An 18,166-nucleotide genomic window follows, 5' to 3' on the forward strand; every position below is an offset into this window, starting at 1 on the left:
AATTAAGTATGTTTGGAAAAATCATTTTAACTGCGATGCTCACAACCAGCTCTGCCACTGCCGAAGATGCCGGGAAGAACATCGCCTCAGGCTTGGCAACTGCATCTACCCGCCAAATAGGTCAGGCCATCATGCCAACTCTAGCTATCGGCTCGGCCATTGCAAAAAGCGCAGGAAAAGGCATGGTGTTAGGTTTCGCTGAGACATCTGCCAGCTATATTTCCCACGATGACCTGAGCGCCACTCGAAGCTATCAAAACCCTGAGGCTGTTGATATGGCAAAAGGCCTGGGGACCTTGAAAGACGTCCCTGATTTCCTCTACGTCATTACAGACGTAAATGCCAACATGGCTGACAAATGCAAGCGCGTCTGGGAGCCTCAATCACTGGCTTTAAGCCAATTGATTGTTGAGCTGGTGGCACTGCGTAAGACGAACAACAAAGGTAGCTACGAACAAGCGCTATCCCACCTCGATTGTTCAATATTCACAAACTAAAACAATTAAGGGGCCGTCGGCCCCTTATCTTTAATTACCCAAGTTCTTTTGATACCTGAGCTACAATAGTTTTAAATCAGAATACCAAAATCAATTCACATGGATGGCGAATACTTCAACCGGATAATCTCCAAAGTGCGGGTGCGTTATGACGTTCCTTGAGAAGCCACGCCAAGGACGAATCTCTATCCTGGACATATCTCCAGCCTTTGGGTAGCCACACTTAACATGGACTTCATCATACTCGCGCCCCTCTAGTCTTTTTATCCAGTAGTCTGTGACGAGGCGATATTCATCTGGTTTTTCTCCAGATTTGATCTGATCGAAGTAAATCTTTTTTACGGGCAGATGAAGTATTCTCTTTTTCATAATCACCACCTGATAGCTCATCAGACTATCTAACTATTAGACAAAACATCCCTTTTTCAATTTCTGTCTCTCTCGCCTCATGGGCCAATACAATATCCGCGATAACACGAATATTCCCTTCATAGTTGCGAATGGCCGCATCCCGCATCGTGTCTAAAGTGTCCTGACACTTCGCTCGCCTGAATTTAACGAGCCAACTTTGCCGATCTATCTTGTCCACACCAAATCCCATTCAGCGAACCATGTATCCAGCTTCTTTTGCCGCAGCATCAAGCTCGGAGGAAAAGTTAACGTCGGACTTTTCTGCCGCGTTATAGAGGGCTCCACACTTGGGCCATGAGCGCCCTACCAGTTTCATCGCCAACGCATCCGCCAGCATTTCTCGGATCTGTGTTTCAGCCTCACCAAAATCGGCTAGAGTTTCGTCTATGCCCGACTCTTCCATCAGCTCGATGAGCTGAGGTTGTTTGAGCCAGACGCCTGTTTGCATTTCCAACTGGTCTCTTGCATCTGCCACCAATTGGCGTTCAAGGGTGACGCCATTTACGGTCTTAACAAATTGCTTTGGCTGACGCTTTACCTTTTTTGGTCTGGACACATCAGAGATAACCGTCACCGGCTTCCCACGCAGTTCACGCGGCAACGGTCCACTTAGCCCCAGAACTAAGCGACGAGCGTACTCATGCTCGTATGGTTTCAACCCTCGACCTTCACGGTACATCTCAGTATCCACCAGCAGATCACCGCGCAGCCTCGCGTTTTTCCGCACTTGTTCGGACAAGACCGATTTGCCCTTCCCGCTGGCTCCCATTACGAGCGAGTGAGATTCTACTTTGTTATCAAAAAACATAATTCCGCCCCCAAAGAGGTGTTGCTATAAAACATGGTTTGAACATCTGGCGCTGTTATTGCGCCCACCGATACTCTGGGCAACGCACTCTGTTGTGGCCGCTTTTCCCTTTGCTATTGGTGATGTCATCTTCATTCTTCGCAGCCCCCAGCTTACTCAGTATTTCAGCTTTTGTGGCGCGATGACCGCGTATTAAAAGAGCATTCAGCAGGTATCCAGTGAACACCTCTGTACTCGGCATACGGTCAAGCAACTCAACATACTGCTCATCCGTCAAATCATGGATCTCACAATATTTTTCCACCGCCTTTTCGTAGGCTTCTGCGTAGCCATGAGTGGAAATCCTGAAAACAATATCCCCATTGCCGTAGCCTGGCTTTGTGACGAGAAAACAAGGTGCGAAGTAGGTTCTCTTCACCCCCATCCGGCTCCGGTTCTCGATACTGATATAAGCCCTCAGCCCCTCAGCAATGATATTTGGCCCGGAGTTGCGTCGCCGCTTACAAGTCTTATTCTGACGCTTCACCTCTTCTGCCTCAGCTTCCCACTTTCGGTCCAAGCTGTAGGCCAGCCGGTGAGCTGTTGCGTAGGAATACTCTCTCAAGGAGAAGTATTCCTGCCGGTAATCATCCGCCACCCCAACTGTTCGTGCGACACGGAACCCGACGAAACCGGCGTCATGGGTTCCCTCGCCGTAGTAAATGACTGCCATTATTTACCTTCCTTACTTCTGATACCGTGCTGCACCACGGTATGGCGACCGCAATTCACATTCAGGTGATCCCGAACTGCGGCCATGACCGCTGAATGCAATCTGTAATCCACACTCTGCCCAAGTGTTTCTGTCGCTTGTTCTTTTGCCATCCACGAAATATCAAAGCTATCAGGTATCGACATCAACTCCTGAACCAGATCGACCGATGGCTTGTAAATGCGGCCACCGTCTTGGATGTACACTGCATCCTTTACCCCACGATCCTGAGACTTGAGGATGGTCGGGCAACTGGTGCTTTCTCTCGTCAAGAACGCAGGCATCCTGCGAGAAGTTGACTCTCTGGCCTGAATTGACTTCAACGCTGTGACGTCTGCACAATCCCCGAGGTGCTTCTCGATCACCGGCCACAATCGTCCACCAGCTCTCTGCTCAGGTTTCGGTGGAACGAACCCAGGGAAGACCGACGCCACCATGTAATAGCGTTCTCGCCCCTGGTACGCGCCGAAATCCAGACCGTTCAAGACCATCTCAGTGAGGAAGTACCCCATCCGCCGCAGTGTCGTTCCCATCATCGCCCCGGCTCCGGATGCTTTGAAGTTCGGGACGTTTTCCACCAGCACGACGGCAGGGTTCACGACCTCGATCTGTTTTAGTGCCGGGTAAACCATGTCGAGCATGGTGGAGAGATCTTCAAGAGAACGCTCTTTGTCCCTTGGACTTTTGGCGTTTGAGTGGTCATCACACCCCAACGAGTAATGGGCCAAACCAATTGGTGGGCACTCCGCCAGCAAGGCTCCAAGGCGATCCAGCTCCAGGTGATGAATGTCTTCATTCAGCAGGATACGCGGGGAGCTGTTCACCAGCGTATTGAGCGCATGTACTTCACTCAGGTTCCGCCCGGATGCTCTGTCTCTGGCTTCAACTGGACGATGTTCCAAAACAATCTCAGCCTTCCAGCCAAGCGATTCCATAACATGAATGTCTACCCCGCCAGTCAATGCCACAAAGGCACGGAAAGGGCTGGTTTTTCTGAACCGATCAGCAATGGCAAAGGCTCTGTTTGCGACGGGAGTGAAGACTACTCGACCTTTTCGCATTTCGACGTGGAAACGCTCTGTATAGCGAGGGAAGCACTTATCTATGAGCCCTTGTCCAGAAAACTCAATAACGGTTTCCAGCGGGTTGTTGGAGCGACTCTTTGGTTGATACCGGCGCTGATAAACCTGGTGTGTCTGTAGTTCATCGGTCGCTGGGATCACCGAAAAACCGCCCATCCCCTCCCCTGGCTCAACGGCGATGCCCATACCTGGCTTGAACCCCATAACATCCAAAAAGTTGGACGAAACCCTAACCTTGCGTTTATCGCCTACTCGATTGAACGCAAGTTGTTTGGTTACTACGGAGGGGGAGACGATCGGTAACATTGGTCAACCTCTTTTCTTCTTGTTTTGCTCGCGCTTCACCATTGCTCCAGCAGCTTTCAGAAGTCTCTGGTTCTCCGCCAGCTCCTCTTGGAGTTCCTGAGTATCCTCTTCTGTCTGAGCCTTTTTCAGCTCGGCCTCGCAATATTGGACCTCTTCCTGCAAGCTGACTTTCGCAAACTTGAGAGCGGCCAGTCGCGTCGTATAAACGCCAAAAGGCAATTCGCCACCTTCCCGGAACTGCTTCAAGCACCAGCTCGGTATAGATGGCAACCAACCAAAGTCCCCATTCTTCCGTGACCTTTTCCCCCACGTAATCCCATCTAACTTTTGGGCAAGATTGACATAGCGTTGATCGCTGGTTGAGTTGCGTCGTTTCTGAATAGAGCGAACTATCCACTCTGTAACCTCGACCTTTGCTTTATCATCATCAGAGATGTAATAAAGGGCTGCGTACAACACAGCGCCTTTACGAATGACTGATGGTGGGTATGCCTGGGCTTTCATCTATCCCCCTATCGCTTTTTCTGTCCGACAAGACGGAGATGATCGGCGGCCAAGTCATACTGCTCGTTTTTGTCGCGGCGGCGGAATCTGTCAAAAAACTTCCCTCGTGGCAGGGTTTCTTCCATAGCGATCAGGCGGTTCAGCCACACTTCTTGAGGTAGCATCCCTGCTGGAGTCGGCCCGAGCTTACGTCCTTCCTTGACGTGCTCCATTGTTTGCGTGGCAGTAAAAATCGCACCACCAAACTTTCTCCACTTGAATTGCAGGGGCATATCTGGAGACTCATCCAGCATCAATTTCTTATTGGTTTGTTCTGTCACGACAATTACTCCACCATCCATTCTTCACTAAGCAGGAACGCCCAGCGCTCTTCTGCTTTTTCTGGGTTGTCTTTGGCCTGTTTGATCATGATCTCGGCGGCGTTAAAGCCTACCTCTCCACTGAACCGGCCCCATGAATGGCTATGCCACTCGCGCATCACACTTCGGCCAAGCGATGCAAGTTCTGGACTTACACCCTCATGGAGGGCATAGAGCTCCCAAGCATCCCACCCGTATCGTAATAGGTTGTGCCCTGGGGCGTTAAAGGCCTGAGCAGCCTTGAACCGCTCTCCAGGCTCCTTCCCTCTAACATCCACACCCTGGAGCACCAACCCCATTACCACTTCAATGACAGGCTCGCGTTGCTTCTTTGCCAGCTCGATGGCAGCCACCAGCATTGCTTTGGCGTCAACAAATTTCCCATGCCCTTGGCACATACCGCAGGTTTCTTTGGAAGGGGAAAAGTCATAAACACCGGAACCAGCACAAAGGCGGCATGTCAGGTCAATCATGGGCTCTTCTCTCCTCATACTCTTCGATGCGCTCTTTCAGACGCTGAACCACTGGTGCGAGCTCAGGGATAGCTTCCGCTTCCTCAAGCGTGTATCGCTTGTCTTCCTGGTAATCGACTATTTGAGGAGGCCTTGGCTGTTTAGGGAACTCAGCAAAGTCATTCAGCGACATCGAGGTAGGAAGTCCTCCTTCAATCTCACCTTTTTCGTTGAGTGACTGAGTGACGATAAGCTGTGTTCCGCCCACCTCGGTATCAAAGCGGTCATCAAAGCGCTCACCGATAGTCCAGCCGCCACGGCCAAGAACACAGGTCGTACTCATACGTAGGCGATTGAATGCTTTAGCGTCATCCCAGTTCAAAGGATTTTCATCCATGAGGAAAAAAGGCGCTTCGTCCCGAACGAACACCTTGGACTTGGCGTTATCGAAGATCGGCCCAAACACCCCCTGCTGGAGGTATGGTTCGACTTTCTCTGCAAGATCCTGGTGCCCTTGAGAACGCAGCGCCTCATAGAGCTGGGTGATTGTTTGTTTGCCGGTGTCCGGAAGGCAGGACAATACTGTCTGCTTTTCCTCGTCACTCAGGCTTACCATTCTGGACAAAAAGCTGACTACCAGCTCGTTGTGCCCATCGACCGTTTCAATGTTGAGCTTGTTCTCGTCCATCTTCTTCCTCAGTAATCGGTTCGATAAATTCAATGGAGTCCATGCTTACATGACTGATAATGGCTTTCAGGCCGCAGCAGTCGCATGGTTCAAAGGTCAGTTCTGATCCCTTGGGAGACTGATGCGTGACCGTTGCCACAGCCCCTAGAGGGATCAACCCCCAGCCGTTTTTTAGTACCCGAGTAGTTCTGACCAGCCGACCTTTGTACTCTCGTTTCAGTTTCGGATGCGGCACTACCGCATATCGCTTACTCATTTCGGTCCCCTTGTACCAAAGGCTCGACAACCAGCTCTTGAGCTTCGTCCCAGTCGGACACCTTTGCATCACCAAACGCAAAGGCAATTCGCATAGCCACTGTCGGCCTGCCTATTTTCATCAAGTAAGCCGCAGCACCGGCACACATCGACTCTTGTCCCGAAGGTGCATAGTTACCCTCTTCATCCCATTCACCACCTGACTTTGAGTGCACGGTCTTGTGGCAATGAAACGTCGTCATGTCGTTTTCAACGATGTCGTTGATGATGCCTTCTAATCGCCCAGGGGCCAGCTCGATAGCGCCCTCCTTCCGGAATGGACAGTTGGCGCAAGGTTTCTTCAAACGGAGATGATTTGCTTGCTTTGGCATACATATCACTTTTACAGCATCATTTTATGATTCTATGATATAGCCATATTCCGTGTAGTCAATATCTCACTAACAATTACTTTCTATCGGACGCTTACGCGCCCATTTTGGGCAGATAGACAAGTTATTTGGGCGTTTGGGCGTTTGGAGTGTGCGAGGTGGACAGCGGGGAGACTTTCACATGTGAAAGTTTTGTTTCTTGGTATCGTTTTATTGTCTCTTGATATTATTTTATGATGCTGTAATAATCATAAATAAGGGCCGCATCGCTCTTCGACCTTCGTTGCAGCCCTTACAACACAATCAAGCAATTAAGGAGCTTTGTTATGCTGCAAGGCAATACTAACACGAATAAGCGCATCCCGCTCGCGGCGTTCATGAAATGGCCGCTGGCGAAACGTCAGGACTTCATCGACCGGGAAATGTCCGGTTGCCCCGACTTTATCAAGACGTCTTTGCTTCGGCATTAAGGCGATCAGGCAGGAAAGCAAAGAACCTCGCTTCGGCGGGGTTCTTCGTTTCTACCTCTTGAATGTTTCGTCAGAACAAACTGGAGCGCTTATGTCACCAGAAACACAGCAACTTACATCCAAGGCTTTATCTCTCATCGAGCAGTCCCGATACAGAATGGGCACATCTCGGTTTGTTGAGGCCTTTATTGACCAGTGGGCATACTTGCAGACTGGCCTATACCCAGCCAAGGAGGAGATCCCGGAAGAACTTCAGCCGGTCGCCTTCGAGCTCTCTCACGTCCTGTCTGCCGCCATTAAGCGCGACCCCACCAGCGATGTTTTGGGTTACGTCCTAAGCATGTCTGGCTTCCACAAGAAGGGCACCAATTACTTCCCCACTCCTCCAGAGATTGGCCGCTTGATGTCACTCATTGTTGGCTCACAGTCTTCGGCAGACTTTTATGAGCCCTGCTGTGGTTCTGGCATCAACGCCATTCACTGGATGGAAAACCTGATCGAGAACCACGGTCCCGAAGCATTGAGAGAAGCCTCAATCTACCTGGAAGACATCGATCCGTTGATGGTGAAGTGCTGCATGATCCAGCTATTCCATTATTTCGAGTCCCGCAATACCACTCCCAAAACGCTGAGTATCGTCGGCATAGACACCCTTAGCAGACGAACCAAGAACATCGCCTACTACGCCGAAAAACCTCCAGCAACCGCCGCTACCGTGGCAGCATAAAAAAACCCGCCGATTGGCGGGTTTTGCATTCAATGCGCTGCTCTATGGCACCTTACAGTTTTCCGTACCGGTTCAAGAACGAAGACCTGTCTAAGATCCCCCAGTCTGTCAGCATGTAGTAGCCGGTGGCACCTCGTTCGCCGGTAGACTCCCTGACGAACAAGATATTCATTCCGAACTCATCACGCAGGGCAGACAACTGTCTCTTGATCGTTGATTCAGGAATATTTGTTGCCTTGTGAAGGTCTTGGAGACTTGGCTTCTCCGTTTTAGACAGGGCATTCACCAAAGCAAATTTTCTTTTCATGTCCTGTGAGATCTTCATATTCACCTGTTCTTGACAGGCCCAACCTCTTTGGCTGGGCCTCCTTTATTAGCCTTCGACACTCAGGAGTTCAATGTCTGACACAGGCACATGAACATGCTTTTCCTTGCCTTCGCCATCGAGCGTTTTAACCCAGACAGTAGACGGAACCAGAGCAACACGGTCGGTCATGATGACTCCACGTTTGGTCTCGCCATCCAGGTTAACGTTGACAGCAAAAATCAAACTGTCAGCCCGGACGTTCTTCCATTCCTTGTCCTTCGGCAGAGGAGGAAGAGCATCACCGCCTTCTTCATCTTTGTCCTTGCCGCTGTTATCTGGCTGCTTGACAGGATCTTTGTGCTCACCCTCTTCATCACGCAAAGGGTCTTCGTCATCATCGTCCTGACCATTGGAATTTTTACCCCCTTCCAGTTCCTCCTGGGCAAGGTTCAGGTCGTCATTCCCGGTTTGTTCCGACGTACCATCCCCACCCGAGTTGAGGGATTGCTCGTCGGTGTTGCCAGCGCCAAGCTCATCATTCTGGTGGGAGCCAGTCAGTGGGCCTTTTTCCATTTCGTCTTTGATACGTTTGGCATCATTCAGCAGCTCACGGCTTTGTTTACGAGTAATCCCGTCAGACATAGCCACCGCGCAGACGGCGCGACATCTTTCTTCATTCAGATCGAACAAGAGACGAAGGTTATTCAAGGTCTCTGTATCAGAACATACTTCATTATCGTATAACTCACGCACACAGTCAGGTAGCTTGAGCAACGACAGATGCGTAGATACGAAAGTGATATTCTTACCGAGCCGATCAGCAATATCCTTTTGCTTCCAACCTTCTTCAATAAACAGGTTTAACGCCTCGGCAATCTCTACCGGAGTCAAGTCATCCCGCTGGATGTTTTCGATCAGCTCACCAGCAGTCTCGTCCAAATTGTTCTGGACCTTATCATTCACCACCAGGTCAATGGTCTCGATACCAGCGTGTTTACACGCTCTCCAACGCCGCTCCCCTTTTTGGATGACGAACTTGCCTTCTTCATTCTTCGGGAACACGATGATCGGAGATTGCTGCCCTTCGGTCAGCAAGGTTGCCGCCAGCTCTTCAATGTTACGGAAGCGCTTACGAACCTGGACCTTGGATACAACGTCGTCAACAGGTACGGTAAGAACCTCTTTGCCTTTCTTGCCTTTGGCGGCTTTAGCAAGTTCGGACAGGCCTTTTAAATTGTTCAATGCCATCGCTTAGCCCACCTTCTCTAATAGTTCTTCCAACACCGCCTCAACCTCTTTGGCCGCGACATGTCCATAGCGAAGCTCCCAGACAGGGATGCCATCAGTCGTCGCCGTATCGAGCGGAGGCCGGTGCATAATTTTGTTCTCAAACAGCAGATCCGGAACTGTGTTCTCCAGCGACTTGAGGGCTTTGTCGTGATTGACAGAGCGGTCCATGTCGTTGATCACGATGCCCAGGATCTCCAAATTTTGGTTGTATGCCTCGCGCACACCAATAATCGTGTTCAGGAGACCTTCTACGCCGTCCACAGCGAAGCCAGAGAGCTTTACCGGACATGCCACATGGGTAGACATCACCAACGCTGCCACCAGCTTTCTGCCGAGGCTAGGCGGACAATCAATCAGCACGTAGTCGTAGTTCTCAAACAGCTCAGCCAAATGGCGAGCCGGATTCATGGCTTGGTCAAGAGGCACAGCCTCCATCTCAAACAGATCCGGGTCATTCTTCGGCGTATGAATGAGGTCTGCACCGCAAGGGCAGTGCATGACCTCAATGCCGTCCAGCTCGTAAGCGAACAGCTCTGCGGTTTTGGTTCCAGTGAGGATGGGCTCGTAGTCACCATCCTCAAGCTCTCGTCTGGGGGCCAGTCGAGAGGACGTGTTCCCCTGACCATCCATATCCAAGACCAGCACTTTCTTTTTCTTCTGTAACGCCAGATAAAAGGCCTGCTGGATACAGAGGGTACTCTTACCCACTCCGCCTTTCTGGTTGGCGAAGCTGATTACTTTTGCCATACCCACCTCTATTTTGGTTTCTCGCAGGTGATCAAGACCACCCCCAAACTTTCACATGTGAAAGATTGTAGCGATCATAAAATGATACTGCAATATCTAATTATGGTTCTGTTAAAACAAACTTTAAACAAAAAAACGGCCATGAAGGCCGCTTATTGACAAGGTTTGTGCTGTCAGCGCAATTGATTTGCTGCTCCAAGCCCATTCGCCAATAACTGCATCGCATCGTTGAACAGCGCGGAGCCCCGTTCCGGTGTGAGCAATTCCGGCATATCTTCTCGCGGCCAAGTACCGGCTACTTGAATGAGCAAACTGGCAGCCCAGTGAATCTGCTTTTCTTCACTTTCATCGGCCAGAGTGCATACGACGGGGAAACCGTACTTACGCCCCCAGCGACTCACCTCTTTGAACGATACCAGCTCAGGCTTTTGCAAATCCCGGCTGTAGGCCTCAGCTATCATGTGGTTCAGTTCTTGAGTGTCCATTTATCCCCCTTAACAGTTTTTTCAAATTCTTCCTCAAACATCGTTTTTAATGTGTTTCGTATCTCTTCATCCTGGATGTCATTGACATCAAAGCTGGTAGCGACAGCCTCACTTCCAATGCCACAGAGAACATAACCCCGGCCATCAGGACCAGTTTTAAGAGGCACAACGGGAAGTGGTGTATTGGGACACACTCCAGCAATGCCCGGAGAAATAATTGGCCCCCCGCGAGGAATAACCCAATTACCGATAAACCCCCAATCAATTTGCGTCGAGATGGCATCAGGCTGGTATTGCTCACCCCAAAAGTTGATTGCTGCCTGCTGATGTTGTTTACCGGCATAGTAGATATATCCGGCCACAAGAAGCACGGAGAGGACAAAAATAATTGCCAATTGGCGCAAGACTCTTGCGATAATACTTAAATTCATGGGCATTGTTCTCTTAATTCAACGCTCCCCCGCCCACTGCTGCTATGGCCGGGTTCATCCAAAATCCATCAAAGCCGGTGAACATTTCCGCCTGGGTGCGAATGTACTCAAGAATGATGTCACAGGCGATCCAGCGCCGGTTATTCCTTTCTGCGGCCAACCCGCTCTTATTCGACCCACTGAACGGATCAACAACAAGGTCGCCCTCTTCCGTCAGAAAGCGGATAGCCATTTCAGGTATGTCTGTTGGGAACATTGCCGGGTGCGGTGGCAACCCCAGTTCTCTAGCGATTCTCCGAAGCTCCAGAGTATCCGCACAACGGTGGCCGCGCTGGATAACGTTTTTCGGTATCCGTCCTTCCGTGACGTTAGAGAATGCGTTCCCTCTCAGTCGATATGCCCCGTCACCATAACTGACCACTCTGTTATCACCGCCTTGGGCCATCAGCTTCTGATGTTTCTCTGTATGAGGGATCAGGACCCTTCTGTTGTCAGAACGCACCCTGTCAGGGTCGTTGGTGAACCAATAAACAGGCTCCCACCCGGCACACAACTGGTAACGGTTCACACAAGCCCAGTGGGTCGGACTTGGTGGTTTTGACAGGTTGATCCACGGCCATCTATCCATGAGAGAGAGCCCAAGCCGATCATGGAGCGCCAGCACCATTCGCTCAACGTAGAGAGATCTGGAGGGGCTCTTGGCCTCGAATATGTCATTGCTGACATTCAGGACAACGCTTCCTCCTGGCACCAGGTTCTTGACTATCGGTTCGAGTGCCTGAGTAATGAAATCCACCCATTTGGCTTCATCAACGTTTCCATAGCCACGCTGTATACGGAGCGGGAACGGCGGAGATGTCACACACAGATGCACCGGCTCATCGAGGTCAGAGAAAAAGCTCTTGTTGTTTGACCACACCGCCAGCCCAAGATTTGTTGAATAAGCGACCAGTCGAACGCCACCTAGCGCTTCATGCAGGCCCTTCTTGGTTTTGCTTGAGAGCTCCCAGACACCCCGCTCGCCGTCCACCTTCTGGAGAAGGTTCATCGACTTGAGGGTTTGCTGATACCAGCGTATCTGTCTTTTCAGCTTGCTCCGCTTGACCTTTGCCTTGCCAATTTCACTTTGTTCATTCAGAGCGCTTTTCGGGATTCCAGCGAGCTCTGCCACCGAATCGTAGAGCTCCTCATTCGATAACGGCTTATCGGCCTTGGCATACGCCTCTTGGACATGAAAGAGTTCTAGCTGGCTACTCATCATGCCCCTCCGTACCCTGGAATATGTCATTGAGCACAGAGGTCGCCTCGGCGCTCTTTACATCATGCTCGGTGTAGAAAGGCCACCAGGTTAATCCGCCACCTTCAAACCATGAGCAGCGGAACTGGATTGTCTGATCAGGAAGGACTTTGAACTCGACATGCTGGGGTTTGTCATAACGGCACATTGCACCAAGGTCTAGGCCAAACTTTTCTTTAACCAATGTGGATGACATCGACCCCTGGCTCAAACCTTGGCTGTTAACCCAATAGACCCGGTTGACAGCACCAGCAATACCGAAGAATAGGAAAGCCAGTATTGCCCCGGCCTTCAACCATACAAAAACACTTCTCACAATTATCCTTCCTGCTTTACAAATGGGTCTCTGCCATCGAGAGGCTTTGAAAAAATAGCCCCCGGCTCAGACATCGCCGCCTCGACCTCGTACTTGTTAAAAGTCTCCGTCCACCAGCTATTCATCTGGTAAATCGTGATATTCAGAATTGAAGCAGCCTTGCTCTTACTTGTGGCCGCAACGACAGTTCTGAACTGCCCCTCGGCCCCATAAGTGATCCCGCCATAAACCTTCAACTTCGCCACTATCGTTTTCTCCACCCAAATATGTCTCTCACGTCCCGCACACAGAAGAACCAACTTACCCTTGGCAGGAACGCATCGACTAACACACCTAAGGCGATAACAAACAATGGCGCCATCAGGATGAAGCCCAAACGTGCAACGGTCCCATATATACCTGCACAGATGAGCAAGGCTGCGATGACAGAGCAAACTAGCTGATGCTGACGCCTCAGTCTGGCTAGTTCAGACGATTTCTTGTCACTGTTCATCATCGAGCTCCGCGAGCTGAACACTGACACTGGCTGCCGCTGGAGGGGAAAACTGTACTGTCAGTCCGGATTCAAGCCTGATAGAGGAAACCACCAGCGTATCTGGTCCGGATGACGCCGGTACGACCGCAACAATGGTTCCCCCTTCCAGCAACTGGATGGCATCCTCAACAGTACAGCGCCCCATTACTGATTACCCGCCAAATCCAGCTCTTGCTGGTCTTCATTGGACTCGTCAGTTTTGGGCTCCAGCTCCGCCAGCTTGGCTTTCAGCTCCTGAAACGCATCAACATCTTCCCGGCTCAGGGTAAGGGTGAACGTTTCACCGTCATCGTTCGGCTTGATGTTGTCCAGACGACTGGTAATAGAGCTCACGCCTCGGTGCATGGCTTCAACCACCTTTTTGCCCAGGCGGGGACCTTTCTCGACAGACTTTTTGGTCAGTTTTTTCGGGGCCTTCTTGCCGTCATTGCCACTGGCCTGTTCTTCCTGCGCCTTTTTCAGGATCTCAACAGCGTTGGTGCCGTGCTCGTTGTAGAGCTCCTGAGCGTAGGTGGCAGCCACAGAGCCTTCCTGAATCATCCGTTTCAGTTCCAGAGGCATCTCCAAAAGGGCACGGGCGATACGAACGTGCTCAGCCGAGCGGCCAACACGTTGGGCAATCATCTGGTCGCTCCACCCCCAGTTTGCAAGCCGAGCGTAGATCACGGCTCGCTCAAGTGGAGAAAGAGGGAGCCCATCGTTGCTGGTGGCGATCAGAAGGCTCTGTTCGGCTTCATCGCCCTTGTGCTCTACGACCTGCACGAACTGGATGTCGGCACCTTCCTCTATAGCAAGCAGGATGGCGCGGCGACGGCGATGACCTTCACGGACATACACCTTTCCGTCGATAACTTTGACGATGATCGGCGGAACATAGTCGCCACGCTTGTAAGCATCGGCCAGCACTCGAATACCAGCTTTGATGTCCGGGCGCTCGTAGTAGTCCTCGCAGAAAGCGCCACGGGTGTTAAACCCTTCTTCCTCCAGCAGAAGCTGAGGAGAGATAGTGAATCCATCCCCTTTTTTCAGTTCTTCGGGGGCGGTTACGCCTTTGAGAGCGCGGAGTGAGTTGATAACAGCCATTCGTTGGTTCTCCTTGTGACTTGCTCACTTTATAGCATCACTTTTTGATACTGTAAACAGGGCGGCATAAAAAACCCGGCGCTTTACAGTACCGGGTTCTCTCTTCCTTCTCACCACTAACTTGCTTTGACTTTGAGCAACCTCAGCGCCAGCATGGCCCATTGCAGATATGCTTCCAGTCGTTGCTGGTACTCTTTCCCTGGTGGGCGTTGACCTTCCTTGTGGGCTATCGTCCTCTCGATACCGGCGAGGCTCTTTCTCAGCTCCAGGTTCCTGCGTATTCCCACCATTCTCTGTCTTGCTGATTCAGGAGACAGACTCCCAAGTCCAAAGAGGGGCAGTTGTCTGTAGTCCTGTGTTCCCAAGTTAATTTGGTTCCACGCCATTGCTGCTTGCCACGGTCGTTTCTGGATTTGTTGGATCGCCTTCCCACAACCCAGGCAGACCATATTCCAGCGCACAGGAGGACCTATAACCTTCTGCATTTGCGCCCGGCCATGACAACTATCGCAGGCTGCCACAGGAACGCTGAGCGGGTCGTGGTGCCCATAGGCTACTGTTTCAGTCTGGCTGTAGTGTTCATCTGATTTGAGCTCCGCCAAGAGCTTCTCACGCTTCTCTTTTGCGTATTCGAGGGTTAAGCCTTTTCTGATTTGTTCCATGTTCAGTCCAGAATGATTTTTCTCTTGTCTCGCTTGGGAGTGCCTTGTTCTTTCTGGTCCGATGTAGAGCTGATGACTTCTGGCTCTTTGGCCTCGCCCCTTTGTAGTTCGTCAATACTCCCCAGCTCTGTTCCACCGTGTCTTATCTCACCTTGATCTCTATGCTCTCTGGTTGAACGACGGATCTCTTCCGAAACTCCACGCAAAAACCCAATCACATTGGCCCGGAATGTACGTCTCTTCTCCTCTATCTCAAGCAAGTAACTCAAGTAGAAGTAAAACGGTATCGAGACGAACAATGACAAAGGGAACCAGCCTTTTTCGCTGGCAGAAACAAAGAGTCTCGGCTCAAACATTTTCATGGCGAGGGTCGCCATTAGCACAGAGATAACTACTGGAGTCACCGCCATCAAAAATCGGGAATGAAGGTACGCCATCCAGACCCCAGCGACTAAAGCTGTTAGCGAGAGGAACATAGCAACAACCAACGGGCTCGCATCAATGGCGATTAGCCCTATCTGGACGATAATGACGAAGCAAAGAAGCAATATTCTGTATAAAAATGACCGCATTCCAACCCACCTCAATCCAAGATAATCTTGCGCTTATCTTTCTGAATTTCGATAGGCTGCTCCGGTTCACTCAGAACACCCTCTGACGCTTTCAGAACTTGAATACTTGGAAAGCCCTTCCCTGCTCCTGCTTTTCTTGGTCTCTGCTCTGTTACCTCAATCGCTATTTCATCCCCCTCCCGGAACTGCGGGTAACAACCAGCGCGGTTGGCATAGCGATTCAACGACATTTTGAGCAGCCGGTATTTCTTTGGGCAGGTTATTTGTACTGACGCATCAGAGCTGCAAGCTGCGTCAAGCCGCCGGAAAAATTCCTCCGGTATCCCCTTTACAAGGAGCTCGCTCAACTCATCCATAGGCCTTGAGCCGGTTGGCATCGGATATGGCAACCTCCGGTATTCTCTGTAGATGTACCGCTTGATGACGATATGAAAGACGAATGCGGCAAAGCCCCACAAAGGGCCATTAAGGAGCCCCGCAACGATAAGTAGCACCGACGGGAAGGGAACCCCTACGAAACTCGGCAGGATTTTAATCTTTACCATCGGCGTTGACCGACGCACACTCTCACTCATTTGCTGACCCTTTACGTGCAACCTTGTACTGCACTTTCAGATCGTAACCATCCACTTCCTGATGAAGGACTTTCACGGGGACACCTTCAACGGTCCCCAGGTACACGCTCAGCTCAACTTCCGGAACATCGTCCCTGAGACCCAGTACATTGCGCCACCCAGTCGATGTCTTCTGGCAGTGAGCGCCCACCCTGTCATGCCGGTAGTAAATGTCTTTGTTATCTCCTTGGCAGATGAAGAATCCACTAACCTGCCCCGTCCTTAACACCCACTTGCGGTTGTGGAAGGTAGCTTCTTTCTCCACCTCAGTGGACTTGTCTATAGCCACCTGGCTTACCACCAGCTCTTGTGCGGACAAATCAGACACAAGGCCTATTACCAACGCGGATAACAGCGCGGCCATAGCCGCCCGTGTCATCATACTGCCGCCTCGTGAGTGGCATCGGCAAAGAATTTGCCTTGTTTGTAGATCTCGTCCTTCTCGAACGAGATAGCATCCGCACGACTGCTGAATGGTCCATAGCTTTTACCGTCGATCAGCACCTTCCACTGGCAACGCCAAACACGAGTCCATGCCGCAATCTTTGACTCGTCTGAACAAAGTCCGCGAATAACATAGAACGCAATCATTAGAATGCCGCTCGTCGGCACGATGCGCGAAACCCTTGTTTTACTGTATTCCTGCACTTCAAGGCCTTTGAAGGAAACCTCATCGGCAAACCCGCAGACCTCACCATTTTTGATTACGATGCGCTTTTTGCTCATAACCTACCCCACTAATCCAAAATAATTTTGCGCTTGCCTGGCTGTACTTCGATTGGCTCTTCCTTTTGCACCTTTGGTGCCGGAGCTGATGAGCTGACAACCACCGGTTCTCTTTCTGGGTTTTGTTGCTGGCGCTCACGGAGTTCATCCACTGAGGGAGGCTCATTGCTTGGTCGTTCAGCCCTTTCAGCACGTCGGGCTTCTCTTAACAACTCATCAATTTCGGAGTCGCTCCGGTTGTTCATAAAAGCTCTATAGGCAAAGAAAATCAGCACCGGCACTATTGCCACCAAGAAGAAAGGAAATGAGCTTCCGCTATCTTCCACTGGCTTGGTACTGGCCGCGCCTGTATCGAACATGGTACGAATAACCGTTGGCGCGGTCATGATCATAATTGCAGGCATTATCCCCATCACAATTCCTGATGGGCTCTGCCTCATAATTCCACTAGCAACCCCAAACACCAGCATCAACCCCGCTATGACTTTGACGAAAGAGCTATCCATTAGACCGATCATGGAGTCACTTACCTCCTCGAACGGACTTTGAAACGCACTGGTATTGCGGTCGGTGTCTTGTGCAGCACCAATCTGCTTGGGAGGTTCACTCTTTGGTGCAGTCTCTATGGATAGCGCTGGTGGTTGGCTGGCAACCTTCTGCATTTCACCATCTTGCTTAACCACCCCCAGGTCCTGAGTTTTGACGTGCGTTTGTGCTGGTGGTGCTAACTGGTATTTGACTGCCAGGTTGTTCCCGTGGACTTCAATGGTTTGCAGGGAGATGGGTTTACCTTCCAACTTGGTCAGAGCTTCTTGGAGCGGTAGCTCCTGAGCATCAGTCATACCGCCCATAAAGCCATTGAGCCCGTCATCATGGACGCGACAACGCAGCCTTCCCGAATAGCTACGGTATTCACCTGGGCAAACAAAATAGCCGCCCTGAGGGCCATCCAGTTTGCGCCATTTATTGCTTTTGAAGGCCTCCACTTTGGTCACAACTGGCTGACCGTCATGGTAATCAATGACCGTTTTGCTCTCCGGGCCAGTGTCCTCTACCTTCTTGCTGCCTGAGTCATCTGAGAGCATTTGCCCCACCATTACGCCAGTCACAAAGTCACTGGCAAAGGCCGCAGGAGCTGCGACCATGAGACCAACCAGCAAAAGAAGGGGGACGCGCCCTGTCCTTCTCATCACCATTCGTTCTGTTCCGTTTCGTGCTGGGTTTGACCAGCATTGAAGTGGTACTCGGGTTTCAGCTCTTTTTCTTCGACTTCGAGCTCTTCCGGGCGAATACGCTGCTCCAGCGCTTCACAGGTCTTACCCTGAAACCCCGTGAAATCGGCAGCAATCTTGCCGCCCTTGATCTTGATGTTTACCTTTTTCACTTTGTCACCTCGTCGTTAAGTTCAACTAATCTGATT

General features: G+C 51.0%; 29 protein-coding genes. 3 read left to right on the forward strand and 26 right to left on the reverse strand.

All coding sequences use genetic code 11. The features are described from left to right. Positions 1-8: 8 nt before the first annotated feature. Positions 9-497 (forward strand): hypothetical protein, encoded by a 489-nt coding sequence (locus O7C57_RS20035; RefSeq protein ID WP_000467110.1) that lies wholly within the window; start codon positions 9-11, stop codon positions 495-497. A gap of 90 nt (positions 498-587) precedes the next feature. Here O7C57_RS20035 and O7C57_RS20040 read toward each other — a convergent pair whose 3' ends face one another. The 10 genes from O7C57_RS20040 to O7C57_RS20085 all read right to left on the reverse strand — a co-directional run bounded on the left by O7C57_RS20040 (position 588) and on the right by O7C57_RS20085 (position 6,484). Next, positions 588-866, reverse strand: coding sequence for a hypothetical protein (locus O7C57_RS20040; protein WP_000746034.1), 279 nt, complete (start codon positions 864-866; stop codon positions 588-590). A gap of 232 nt (positions 867-1,098) precedes the next feature. Beyond that, complete coding sequence (locus O7C57_RS20045; RefSeq protein WP_000464630.1) at positions 1,099-1,716, reverse strand: hypothetical protein; 618 nt, start codon at positions 1,714-1,716, stop codon at positions 1,099-1,101. Between the two features lie 55 nt (positions 1,717-1,771). Continuing rightward, on the reverse strand, positions 1,772-2,428 hold the full coding sequence (locus tag O7C57_RS20050) for a hypothetical protein (protein ID WP_000268552.1): 657 nt from the start codon (positions 2,426-2,428) through the stop codon (positions 1,772-1,774). Further along, the gene (locus O7C57_RS20055; RefSeq protein ID WP_000936897.1) at positions 2,428-3,855 is read right to left on the reverse strand and encodes a DNA cytosine methyltransferase; all 1,428 of its coding nucleotides are present in this window, start codon (positions 3,853-3,855) and stop codon (positions 2,428-2,430) included. The genes O7C57_RS20050 and O7C57_RS20055 overlap by 1 nt, the downstream gene beginning before the upstream one ends. Positions 3,856-3,858: 3 nt before the next feature. Next, a complete protein-coding gene (locus O7C57_RS21745; RefSeq protein WP_000647188.1) occupies positions 3,859-4,359 on the reverse strand; it encodes a hypothetical protein in 501 nt (166 codons plus the stop codon). 8 nt (positions 4,360-4,367) lie between these two features. Next, positions 4,368-4,679, reverse strand: coding sequence for a hypothetical protein (locus tag O7C57_RS20065; RefSeq protein ID WP_002210541.1), 312 nt, complete (start codon positions 4,677-4,679; stop codon positions 4,368-4,370). A 5-nt stretch (positions 4,680-4,684) separates the two neighbouring features. Then, positions 4,685-5,191 carry a hypothetical protein gene (locus tag O7C57_RS21750; protein WP_000566443.1) on the reverse strand — a complete coding sequence of 169 codons (507 nt, stop codon included), beginning with the start codon at positions 5,189-5,191 and terminating at the stop codon, positions 4,685-4,687. Continuing rightward, positions 5,184-5,858 (reverse strand): hypothetical protein, encoded by a 675-nt coding sequence (locus O7C57_RS20075; protein WP_000344149.1) that lies wholly within the window; start codon positions 5,856-5,858, stop codon positions 5,184-5,186. Before O7C57_RS20075 ends, O7C57_RS21750 begins: the two co-directional genes overlap by 8 nt. Beyond that, positions 5,833-6,114, reverse strand: coding sequence for a hypothetical protein (locus O7C57_RS21755; RefSeq protein WP_000044823.1), 282 nt, complete (start codon positions 6,112-6,114; stop codon positions 5,833-5,835). The genes O7C57_RS20075 and O7C57_RS21755 overlap by 26 nt, the downstream gene beginning before the upstream one ends. Beyond that, complete coding sequence (locus tag O7C57_RS20085; RefSeq protein WP_001125904.1) at positions 6,107-6,484, reverse strand: hypothetical protein; 378 nt, start codon at positions 6,482-6,484, stop codon at positions 6,107-6,109. Before O7C57_RS20085 ends, O7C57_RS21755 begins: the two co-directional genes overlap by 8 nt. Positions 6,485-6,810: 326 nt before the next feature. Here O7C57_RS20085 and O7C57_RS20090 point away from each other — a divergent pair, with 326 nt between their 5' ends. Together O7C57_RS20090 and O7C57_RS20095 are read left to right on the forward strand one after the other, a co-directional pair. Then, complete coding sequence (locus O7C57_RS20090; RefSeq protein WP_000939033.1) at positions 6,811-6,954, forward strand: hypothetical protein; 144 nt, start codon at positions 6,811-6,813, stop codon at positions 6,952-6,954. Between the two features lie 91 nt (positions 6,955-7,045). After that, on the forward strand, positions 7,046-7,681 hold the full coding sequence (locus O7C57_RS20095) for an N-6 DNA methylase (protein WP_000074431.1): 636 nt from the start codon (positions 7,046-7,048) through the stop codon (positions 7,679-7,681). 52 nt (positions 7,682-7,733) lie between these two features. Here O7C57_RS20095 and O7C57_RS20100 read toward each other — a convergent pair whose 3' ends face one another. The 16 genes from O7C57_RS20100 to O7C57_RS20175 form a co-directional block, all read right to left on the reverse strand. Then, positions 7,734-8,006 (reverse strand): helix-turn-helix domain-containing protein, encoded by a 273-nt coding sequence (locus O7C57_RS20100; RefSeq protein ID WP_000703827.1) that lies wholly within the window; start codon positions 8,004-8,006, stop codon positions 7,734-7,736. A 48-nt stretch (positions 8,007-8,054) separates the two neighbouring features. After that, the gene (locus O7C57_RS20105) at positions 8,055-9,236 is read right to left on the reverse strand and encodes a ParB/RepB/Spo0J family partition protein (RefSeq protein ID WP_001207227.1); all 1,182 of its coding nucleotides are present in this window, start codon (positions 9,234-9,236) and stop codon (positions 8,055-8,057) included. A 3-nt stretch (positions 9,237-9,239) separates the two neighbouring features. After that, positions 9,240-10,025 carry a ParA family protein gene (locus O7C57_RS20110; protein WP_001151305.1) on the reverse strand — a complete coding sequence of 262 codons (786 nt, stop codon included), beginning with the start codon at positions 10,023-10,025 and terminating at the stop codon, positions 9,240-9,242. Between the two features lie 173 nt (positions 10,026-10,198). After that, entirely contained in the window at positions 10,199-10,510 is a 312-nt protein-coding gene (locus O7C57_RS20115) for a hypothetical protein (RefSeq protein ID WP_000380893.1), read from the reverse strand. Next, positions 10,492-10,941 (reverse strand): hypothetical protein, encoded by a 450-nt coding sequence (locus O7C57_RS20120; protein WP_001053910.1) that lies wholly within the window; start codon positions 10,939-10,941, stop codon positions 10,492-10,494. The genes O7C57_RS20115 and O7C57_RS20120 overlap by 19 nt, the downstream gene beginning before the upstream one ends. Positions 10,942-10,954: 13 nt before the next feature. Then, on the reverse strand, positions 10,955-12,199 hold the full coding sequence (locus tag O7C57_RS20125) for a DNA-methyltransferase (RefSeq protein WP_000098294.1): 1,245 nt from the start codon (positions 12,197-12,199) through the stop codon (positions 10,955-10,957). Beyond that, complete coding sequence (locus O7C57_RS20130; RefSeq protein WP_001258026.1) at positions 12,192-12,554, reverse strand: hypothetical protein; 363 nt, start codon at positions 12,552-12,554, stop codon at positions 12,192-12,194. Before O7C57_RS20130 ends, O7C57_RS20125 begins: the two co-directional genes overlap by 8 nt. Positions 12,555-12,556: 2 nt before the next feature. Beyond that, positions 12,557-12,799, reverse strand: coding sequence for a hypothetical protein (locus O7C57_RS20135; protein WP_001096360.1), 243 nt, complete (start codon positions 12,797-12,799; stop codon positions 12,557-12,559). A gap of 434 nt (positions 12,800-13,233) precedes the next feature. Then, the gene (locus tag O7C57_RS20140; protein ID WP_000268394.1) at positions 13,234-14,172 is read right to left on the reverse strand and encodes a ParB/RepB/Spo0J family partition protein; all 939 of its coding nucleotides are present in this window, start codon (positions 14,170-14,172) and stop codon (positions 13,234-13,236) included. 116 nt (positions 14,173-14,288) lie between these two features. Then, complete coding sequence (locus tag O7C57_RS20145) at positions 14,289-14,834, reverse strand: hypothetical protein (protein ID WP_000435225.1); 546 nt, start codon at positions 14,832-14,834, stop codon at positions 14,289-14,291. A gap of 2 nt (positions 14,835-14,836) precedes the next feature. Continuing rightward, positions 14,837-15,406 (reverse strand): hypothetical protein, encoded by a 570-nt coding sequence (locus O7C57_RS20150; protein ID WP_001256126.1) that lies wholly within the window; start codon positions 15,404-15,406, stop codon positions 14,837-14,839. A gap of 11 nt (positions 15,407-15,417) precedes the next feature. Beyond that, positions 15,418-15,981 (reverse strand): hypothetical protein, encoded by a 564-nt coding sequence (locus O7C57_RS20155; RefSeq protein WP_000004671.1) that lies wholly within the window; start codon positions 15,979-15,981, stop codon positions 15,418-15,420. Next, entirely contained in the window at positions 15,974-16,402 is a 429-nt protein-coding gene (locus O7C57_RS20160) for a hypothetical protein (protein ID WP_000988988.1), read from the reverse strand. The genes O7C57_RS20155 and O7C57_RS20160 overlap by 8 nt, the downstream gene beginning before the upstream one ends. Further along, positions 16,399-16,746, reverse strand: coding sequence for a hypothetical protein (locus O7C57_RS20165; protein WP_000039129.1), 348 nt, complete (start codon positions 16,744-16,746; stop codon positions 16,399-16,401). The genes O7C57_RS20160 and O7C57_RS20165 overlap by 4 nt, the downstream gene beginning before the upstream one ends. Before the next feature lie 11 nt (positions 16,747-16,757). Then, complete coding sequence (locus O7C57_RS20170; RefSeq protein ID WP_223369384.1) at positions 16,758-17,891, reverse strand: hypothetical protein; 1,134 nt, start codon at positions 17,889-17,891, stop codon at positions 16,758-16,760. Positions 17,892-17,935: 44 nt separating this feature from the next. Beyond that, positions 17,936-18,130: a DUF2997 domain-containing protein gene (locus O7C57_RS20175; RefSeq protein ID WP_000757530.1), complete on the reverse strand. Its 195-nt coding sequence runs from the start codon at positions 18,128-18,130 to the stop codon at positions 17,936-17,938. Positions 18,131-18,166: the final 36 nt, after the last annotated feature.

Origin of the sequence: Providencia sp. 21OH12SH02B-Prov, from assembly GCF_027362595.1 — a bacterium.
GTDB classification, from domain to species: Bacteria; Pseudomonadota; Gammaproteobacteria; order Enterobacterales; family Enterobacteriaceae; genus Providencia; species Providencia zhejiangensis.

Coding starts and splice junctions, on each gene's coding strand:
- O7C57_RS20035 (WP_000467110.1), top strand. CDS start 9: ATGTTTGGAAAAATCATTTTAACTGCGATGCTCACAACCAGCTCTGCC.
- O7C57_RS20040 (WP_000746034.1), bottom strand. CDS start 866: ATGAAAAAGAGAATACTTCATCTGCCCGTAAAAAAGATTTACTTCGAT.
- O7C57_RS20045 (WP_000464630.1), bottom strand. CDS start 1,716: ATGTTTTTTGATAACAAAGTAGAATCTCACTCGCTCGTAATGGGAGCC.
- O7C57_RS20050 (WP_000268552.1), bottom strand. CDS start 2,428: ATGGCAGTCATTTACTACGGCGAGGGAACCCATGACGCCGGTTTCGTC.
- O7C57_RS20055 (WP_000936897.1), bottom strand. CDS start 3,855: ATGTTACCGATCGTCTCCCCCTCCGTAGTAACCAAACAACTTGCGTTC.
- O7C57_RS21745 (WP_000647188.1), bottom strand. CDS start 4,359: ATGAAAGCCCAGGCATACCCACCATCAGTCATTCGTAAAGGCGCTGTG.
- O7C57_RS21750 (WP_000566443.1), bottom strand. CDS start 5,191: ATGATTGACCTGACATGCCGCCTTTGTGCTGGTTCCGGTGTTTATGAC.
- O7C57_RS20075 (WP_000344149.1), bottom strand. CDS start 5,858: ATGGACGAGAACAAGCTCAACATTGAAACGGTCGATGGGCACAACGAG.
- O7C57_RS21755 (WP_000044823.1), bottom strand. CDS start 6,114: ATGAGTAAGCGATATGCGGTAGTGCCGCATCCGAAACTGAAACGAGAG.
- O7C57_RS20085 (WP_001125904.1), bottom strand. CDS start 6,484: ATGCCAAAGCAAGCAAATCATCTCCGTTTGAAGAAACCTTGCGCCAAC.
- O7C57_RS20090 (WP_000939033.1), top strand. CDS start 6,811: ATGCTGCAAGGCAATACTAACACGAATAAGCGCATCCCGCTCGCGGCG.
- O7C57_RS20095 (WP_000074431.1), top strand. CDS start 7,046: ATGTCACCAGAAACACAGCAACTTACATCCAAGGCTTTATCTCTCATC.
- O7C57_RS20100 (WP_000703827.1), bottom strand. CDS start 8,006: ATGAAGATCTCACAGGACATGAAAAGAAAATTTGCTTTGGTGAATGCC.
- O7C57_RS20105 (WP_001207227.1), bottom strand. CDS start 9,236: ATGGCATTGAACAATTTAAAAGGCCTGTCCGAACTTGCTAAAGCCGCC.
- O7C57_RS20110 (WP_001151305.1), bottom strand. CDS start 10,025: ATGGCAAAAGTAATCAGCTTCGCCAACCAGAAAGGCGGAGTGGGTAAG.
- O7C57_RS20115 (WP_000380893.1), bottom strand. CDS start 10,510: ATGGACACTCAAGAACTGAACCACATGATAGCTGAGGCCTACAGCCGG.
- O7C57_RS20120 (WP_001053910.1), bottom strand. CDS start 10,941: ATGAATTTAAGTATTATCGCAAGAGTCTTGCGCCAATTGGCAATTATT.
- O7C57_RS20125 (WP_000098294.1), bottom strand. CDS start 12,199: ATGAGTAGCCAGCTAGAACTCTTTCATGTCCAAGAGGCGTATGCCAAG.
- O7C57_RS20140 (WP_000268394.1), bottom strand. CDS start 14,172: ATGGCTGTTATCAACTCACTCCGCGCTCTCAAAGGCGTAACCGCCCCC.
- O7C57_RS20145 (WP_000435225.1), bottom strand. CDS start 14,834: ATGGAACAAATCAGAAAAGGCTTAACCCTCGAATACGCAAAAGAGAAG.
- O7C57_RS20150 (WP_001256126.1), bottom strand. CDS start 15,406: ATGCGGTCATTTTTATACAGAATATTGCTTCTTTGCTTCGTCATTATC.
- O7C57_RS20155 (WP_000004671.1), bottom strand. CDS start 15,981: ATGAGTGAGAGTGTGCGTCGGTCAACGCCGATGGTAAAGATTAAAATC.
- O7C57_RS20160 (WP_000988988.1), bottom strand. CDS start 16,402: ATGATGACACGGGCGGCTATGGCCGCGCTGTTATCCGCGTTGGTAATA.
- O7C57_RS20165 (WP_000039129.1), bottom strand. CDS start 16,746: ATGAGCAAAAAGCGCATCGTAATCAAAAATGGTGAGGTCTGCGGGTTT.
- O7C57_RS20170 (WP_223369384.1), bottom strand. CDS start 17,891: ATGGTCGCAGCTCCTGCGGCCTTTGCCAGTGACTTTGTGACTGGCGTA.